Annotated in this window: 4 protein-coding genes and 2 pseudogenes; 1 reads left to right on the forward strand and 5 read right to left on the reverse strand. The window is 50.5% G+C overall.

Going from position 1 to position 6,837, the window contains the following annotated elements; all coding sequences use genetic code 11:
* The coding region (locus EAH78_RS31970) for a transposase (RefSeq protein WP_161599720.1) at window positions 1–285 on the forward strand (285 nt) is incomplete at its 5' end.
* Window positions 286–359: 74 nt separating this feature from the next.
* Here EAH78_RS31970 and EAH78_RS31975 read toward each other — a convergent pair.
* The 5 genes and pseudogenes from EAH78_RS31975 to EAH78_RS31995 form a co-directional block, all read right to left on the reverse strand.
* Window positions 360–473: pseudogene (locus tag EAH78_RS31975) on the reverse strand (IS630 family transposase); the annotation flags it as partial.
* A gap of 122 nt (window positions 474–595) precedes the next feature.
* Window positions 596–1,246 carry a helix-turn-helix domain-containing protein gene (locus EAH78_RS31980; RefSeq protein ID WP_140672330.1) on the reverse strand — a complete coding sequence of 217 codons (651 nt, stop codon included), beginning with the start codon at window positions 1,244–1,246 and terminating at the stop codon, window positions 596–598.
* 533 nt (window positions 1,247–1,779) lie between these two features.
* Window positions 1,780–2,365: pseudogene (locus tag EAH78_RS31985) on the reverse strand (transposase); the annotation flags it as partial.
* A 132-nt stretch (window positions 2,366–2,497) separates the two neighbouring features.
* Entirely contained in the window at window positions 2,498–4,177 is a 1,680-nt protein-coding gene (locus tag EAH78_RS31990) for a cyclic peptide export ABC transporter (RefSeq protein WP_345789814.1), read from the reverse strand.
* A 72-nt stretch (window positions 4,178–4,249) separates the two neighbouring features.
* Window positions 4,250–6,837: non-ribosomal peptide synthetase (locus EAH78_RS31995; protein ID WP_140672336.1), on the reverse strand; the 2,588-nt coding region annotated here is incomplete at its 5' end.

Here is a 6,837-nt window from a genome sequence, read left to right on the forward strand (position 1 = left end):
ATCGAAGGTTTTACGCCCGAAGCGGTATTGGCAGACAAAGGTTACGACTCAGACGCCTTTGTGGAGTTGATACAGCGCAATGGGGCTGAAGCCGTCATTCCCTCAAGAGGGAATCGTCTGAAGCCTCGAAAGCTGGATCGACATATTTACAAGGCACGTAATCTGGTGGAGCGTTATTTCCAGAAACTGAAGCAGTACCGCCGTATCGCAACCAGATATGAGCGACTGGCAAGAAACTACCAGTCGATGCTGAGCCTTGCATCAGTCGTCATATGGCTGGCCTGATTGAGAACACCCCTAGGGGGTTGCAGATAATGCGAGCCGGACTGTTTTCAAACCCAAGCTGCTACATCTAGCAGCAGCAAAATCACCCGAGCCCGAAGCCCGTTACGCTGACTGATCGTGGCTGATCTTATGCCCCGACTCAGTTCAATTTGTTCGTCTTCACTGAGCACAATGTCCTGAGGGTTCATATGATCACTCCAAGCACTGACTGACCAGAGAAGCATAGCTCAGGTCGGAAGCTTATTTCAGACACCGTATGTGTGACGCCCCAACCCCAATCAGTGGGGCGGCACGTCATTTCAGATTGGCTTTAATATCCATCAGGTAGTTTTTTCATTATTTTTATGAGATGTCCTCCTTCCATTTCAATATAACTACCCTGTTTCAATGATTTCATGATTGACATTGCGTGAGATCGAGAAACACCTGTTGTGTCGGTTACAAATGAGATGGCGGTAAATTGTTCACGAATCGAGTCTGGTAGGACGTCCATCCACTCAAGTGCTGATTTGACTTCCGCATAGCTGTCCCCCAGGCACTGATTTAGCCATTTGTTTGAGAGGTAGCTGGTGTTCCATGTCATAAAGTCAAAAATCCCTTTTAGCAGATTTTTATCGGCAGCCGCCAGGTGGATGTTCCTCATGGGAAGTACGTAGCAAGTAGAGCGGGACAATATCTCGTAGCGGCCCGAAGGCCCCGTATAACTTGGAGGTTGGTGGTCGAGTACTACGATCCCACCGGGACCGATAATATTGATTACTTTTTGGCCGCCGATCAATAATCGCCATGCGCCGCTTTCAATCGTAAAAATTGAATTTCCGGAAACTTCTAATAGTTTTTCGCCGGCTTCAATCGTTTTGCGCGTTCCATTTTTCTTTATCCATGCGTACAGATAATGAATGCTGGCACCAACAAAATTGTTGTCTCCACAATTGAGTCCGGATAGATGAATCTTGTTCATTTTAGGTTCTCTTGTTTTGTGGGGGGATTATATTGATGATGGAAAGTTTGAATTTCCCCTGTGTTGTCAATATTTGGAGTCGTGAGCAAAGACGTTCTGTTCTGTTCTGTGTTGGATGTGCCCTATCAGAACTTTTATAGATTGCCATGATTGTCTTTCTTGACGATTCTAAGTTCAATGAATAGTCTGATTGTGGAGCGGCTTTTTTGGTGTGGTAACTAGCTAGGTGATTGAAATACGTTGTTGCGTATTTTTGAAGAGTGCTAGGGGTGGGTGTGTTACGGTGGTCGGGAGGGTGACTTATTATTTGAATTGGGTGCGAGCTTCAAGCGGGATTATCCAGCGGTTGAGAGTGCGTAAGTTGTTAAGTGTCGAAAGGGGCGCAAGAGTATTTAAATTGCTTCGCCCTCTACTTGGCAGATTTATGTCGACATTCTATGCAGCTAACGTGCTACCTTACAAATACAGCTTGAGGCCATTGCTTCAGGGGCTTACTGTATCTTATTTAGTATATCTTCTACTTTCGCGTTCTAGGCGTAGCGAGTCGGCTGCGCATTTCGCAACGTCAAAAATGTGGTTGTCAAGCTTTTCAGTTTGCGAGCCGATCTAAAACTGCCGTCAAGCAGGTAAACCGTGCAAACGAGAAAGAAGCGTTAAACCACGTGCATCCACGAACTGGGGGGCGGGATGAAATGCTGTGGAAGCGTTTGTGCTTCTCAGGCCAAGCCTTCACGTTGGTATGCTTGTGCGTGGCATAGTTGTCGACGATTAAGTGCAGAAGATACTTGGTGTTTCTTGATAGAGTTTTTTGAGAGACTCCAGTCATTCCTGGCGCCGGTGTTGGCGCTCGATAGATCTGATCAAACGCACTGAAGTAATCCAATGCAGTGAACAAGGTGATAGTATATGGTGGACATAATCGTGCGATTGCGTGCGGATATGCCCAATTCCCAATTCCCAATTCCCAATTCCTAATGGCAGTCTAGGCTGAGTGCGCTCGTGGGCCTGATCTTGGCTTTTTTAATCGCAACAGGGCACCAATGCCTTATCGGACGGATCCAGATACAGCCCCGTGGCATCCCAAAATGTCTTTTCGAAGTTTGGGTCGTTGGGCAGTTTGGTCCTGAGAGCTCATGTGATCACTGATCAGAGAAGCATAGATCAAGTTAGAAATATATTTCAGAGACAGCACGCTAGGGCGATATTTCGCAGAACAGACTTCTGAGTAAATGTGAGTTGATCATGCTGTTTCTATTTGACGAGTTGCCCGTTCTCTAGCTTCAGGCAGCGGTCGGCCAGATGGAAAAATCGATCGTCATGGGTGATTGCCAGTACTGCTTTACCACGAGCGGCTAATTCAGGCAGCAACTCTTGATAGAACACGGCTTTGAACTGAGGGTCTTGATCCGCAGCCCACTCGTCGAATAGGTAGAATGGCCGATCTTCCAAATAAGCAACTACCAGAGCCAAGCGCTTGCGTTGACCTTGCGACAGATCTCGGGTCGAAAAGTGACCATTCTCGATATGCACCTTGTGATCCAGATGCAGCTTGGATATCAAGTCGTTGGCTCGTGCATTGAGCATAGGGTCAGAAACATCAAAACCGACCAATGTTTCAAACAGATGGAAGTCGGAGAATATAACTGAGAATAGTTGGCGGTAGTCAGCACGGTTGCAGTCGATTACCACTTTGTTATCAACGGTAATGGCACCGCTTTCTGGTTTGTAGAGACCAACTAATAATTTCGCCAGTGTGGTTTTTCCACTGCCATTACCCCCAATCAGGAACGTGATTTCTCCACGATGGATTGTTAGGTTGATGGGGCCGAGCTGGAAGAACGCATCCTCCTTCTCGCGGTAGTAACTGTGTGTGAGTGCAGTCAGATGCAGTGAGCGGCCTTCGGCAAAGTAACCGTCAACAATCGGCGACCCAATGTGGGCCTGCTCATCCAGCTCGAATAGCACTTGCTCTATTCGACTAAGAGATACGCGAGCGGTGTTCAGCGTTGGTATATTGTTCAATAGGCTATCCAACGGCATCAGCATGAATAGGAATACAATCACATAGCCTGCCAACGCAGTTGGTTCCTGGTCCAGGATTTCGCTTGGAGAAAAAACTACCAATCCCAAGAATACATAAAACAGGAAGAGGATCCATCCGATTCCGAAGGCAAAGACACCGAAGGCGCGAGTGCGATGATGGCGCACAGCTTCAATCTCACTGCCAAGCGTATCGGTTAGAAATATCTTAGTGCGCGAATGGTGCAGCTTCAGTTCCTTGGCGCCTGCAAACAAGGCGTTGAAGTGGGAAAACAGGCGATCTTGGGCTTTGCCTGCAGCACGGAGAGACGCGAGTGCTTGGTGACCGCCGAAACTATAGCCAATCGAACCAATTATTACGGCAGCAATTGCCATAAAGAACACCGGCCACGATAACCATGCAAGATAACTCAGACAACCGAGCACAATCGAGCCTTGTATCACGATATTGGGCAGTGCGAAGAACAGCAGCGAAACGTTGGTTGCATCCTCGGTGACAATGGATTGAGCGCGCGCGGCTCCGAGCATCTCAATTTGACGGAGCGGGGCATGAGCGACACGAGCCGATATATGTTCCCGCATCTTGGCCATTGTGCCCTGACTCAGTTTGGAGAACATTACGCCCCCAAGCACGCGACAGATAAGTGCCAACACGGCTATTACACTAAAGCTCCAACCGAGCCTAGTGTGTTCATCGCTCGGAGCTATAAGGGCTCTGTTTATCAAGGTGATCAGTAGCACGCTAGAAACCCCATTGAAGATGCAGGTCACGGTGGCGATAGCTAACACACAGCGCGAGCGCTGCAGGAGAGACAACAAAAGCCGGGTTGGCGGCCGCTTGGAAATTGTATTGTTCATTGTGGACCAATCAAATATTGAGAACTTCCGCATCAACTCATGGAGTAGATGACTATAAACAGGCCAGACTGCATATCTGGCCCTCTCGTTTTCGTCTGCTCATTGTTAGTGACGAGACAATTGCCGTTCTAGCCATGCTGCAAACTGCGCGACCTGCGGCCTGATCAGCATTGTCATGTGGTTTCCTGGGGTGACCATAGTGATTGCACTAGCGACATGTGTTTTCCACGTGGCTTCGCGGATTTGTCTGTCGTCCACATATCCTTCCTCAGCGTTGATTAAATGAACTAATCCCTCATAACGGGTTTGAGGTGTATAGCAAGTATTCAGATTCGCTTGTATGACGCGAACCACACCCTGTAGCACCGACATCTGCGTATTGTCAGGTAAAAGTCCTGCATATATCAGGGCGCGCAGCAGGCAGTGGATCTGCGCGTCAGGATCCAGATTGCTAAAGTCCTGTCTCGTCAGCGGCAGCGGTTTCTCCAGCATCAAGTCGTATATTTTGATCAATTGCATAAGCGTCTCAATACGGTTGATAAACTTAGTACTGTTTCTTTGTGGCCTTGGTGCATCGGTATCGACGAGAATGAGTTCGGCGACCCGCTCCCCTTGAGCTTGCAGTTGAAGGGTCATCTCGTAAGCTATCCAACCGCCGAAGGAATGACCTAATAGATGATAGGGGCCCTGCGCCTGTATTTTTCGGATCGCTTGGATATTGGCGCTAGCGGCTCCTTCAACACTGGAAAACGGAGGAAGGTGCCCGTCCGTCAAGCCTCGCGCCTCCAAGGCATGAACAGGCTGGGAGGGTGGGAGTGACAGAGCCAGCTCCAGAAAGGTGGAGGCGCTAGCGCCTGCACCTGGAACACAGAACAACGGTGGGTTCAATCGAGATCCACTTTGGATGATGATGTGCGGGTTGCAGTCAGGCATGGGTAGTAAATACTCCACGAAGGAATCCACCACTTGGTTGAGTAGCGGGGGACGCATAATGGAGTGATGCGTTCCACCGATAGCGTGAAGGCTCGAATTCTCTGCGACAATACCGTGCCAACCATTCCAGAAGGGGCCATCGGTGGTCGCGCCTGCTGTATAGAGGTGGATAGGCAAGTGCGATATGGGCGCGATATAGGCGTTGCCAAGCTGTGTAACGATCTTGCTCGTATCTAACCGGAGGACAATATCTTCTCGTGTGATGTTGGACGGTAGCCATTTGCGTTCAATACAGTGGTCAATGACAAGGCCCACATCGCCAAGATGGCGAAGTTTATTAGCTATCTGTTCATCGGTAATACTCATGTAATTACGCAGAAAGCTAATGATGACTTCAATATCCCCCGATATATCGAGGCGGGATGCGTCGGCCAGCTTATTGTTGTTGTAAGTGTCGATCATGCCAAGGAAGGTGACCTCCTCTCCATCGCTAATCAGCTGTTGAGCTATTTCATAAGCAATGGTCCCCCCAATCGACCAACCAGCGAGCCGATAAGGGCCTTGTGGTTGAAGGTAACGAATGGCCTGAATATGGCGGGTGGCAAGTGTTTCAATGGATGTAGGAGGCTGTTCGAGCGAATGGATATCCAGTGCTTGCAGAGCATACACAGGAAGTTCTGTCGGTAACATTGCAGCCAGCGTGGAATAAACTAACGGGTCCCCCGAAGTCTCATGTACCAAGAACAAAGGCAAAAGACTCCCTGTGGGACTTAATGGGACGAGAGCTCCTTCGAATGCAGACGCTGGCTGGATAGTACGCTCATTAACGGCCAAAGCTAGATCACATAGGATTGGATGAGCGAACAAAGCCGCCATAGGAACCCCCATACCTTGCTCACGTATACGGTTCAGTAGCCGTACCGCTATAAGAGAATGGCCGCCGAGCTCGAAGAAGTGGTCGTGACGCCCGACGCGTTCCAGGCCTAGCAGCTCTTGCCAGATGTCGGCCAGGCGTATTTCCAGCTCGCCTTGTGGAGGCTCATAACCCCGGGTGACCACGGCGGACTGGTCAGGCATCGGCAGCGCCTGGCGGTCGAGTTTGCCATTGGGGGTAAGAGGGAAGGCGTCCAGGGTCATGAAGGCACTGGGGAGCATGTACTCGGCCAGGTGGTGGGTCAGGTGCTGACGCAACTGGGCGGGCATCAGTTCGACCCCGGGCTCGGACAGTAAATAGGCGATCAGGCGCTGGTCGCCTGATTGATCTTGCCGGGCGAGCACCACGGCTTCGCGCACGCCGGGACATTGAGTGAGGGCGGCCTCGATTTCGCCGAGTTCGATCCGAAATCCGCGAATTTTGACCTGGAAGTCATTACGGCCCAGGTACTCGATGGAGCCGTCGTTCAACCAGCGGCCGAGGTCGCCGGTGCAGTACATCCGGGCGTGCGGGTCTGGGGAGAATGGATTGGTGACAAAGCGCTCTGCCGTCAACGCGGGGCGATTGAGGTAACCCCGGGCGACGCCGGCCCCGGCGATGTGGATCTGGCCGGTCACGCCGATGGGCACGGGCTGGCCTTGAGGATCGAGGATATAGAGTTGGGTATTGGCGATGGGGTGGCCGATGCTGGGCTGTGACAGAGCGGCATCAATGGGGCAAGCAGTGGCATCGACTGTACATTCTGTCGGGCCATAGACATTGATAAAGCGAGACGTGGTGATGTGTTGCAGTCGAGACCACAGCAAAGGCGAAATGGCATCACCGC

It is taken from the genome of Pseudomonas arsenicoxydans (assembly GCF_006438915.1).
In the GTDB taxonomy this organism is placed as follows: Bacteria; Pseudomonadota; Gammaproteobacteria; order Pseudomonadales; family Pseudomonadaceae; genus Aquipseudomonas; species Aquipseudomonas arsenicoxydans_A.

Excerpts from the sequence above, each read along its gene's own strand:
- EAH78_RS31980 (WP_140672330.1), bottom strand. The coding sequence starts at position 1,246 with ATGAACAAGATTCATCTATCCGGACTCAATTGTGGAGACAACAATTTT.
- EAH78_RS31990 (WP_345789814.1), bottom strand. The coding sequence starts at position 4,177 with ATGCGGAAGTTCTCAATATTTGATTGGTCCACAATGAACAATACAATT.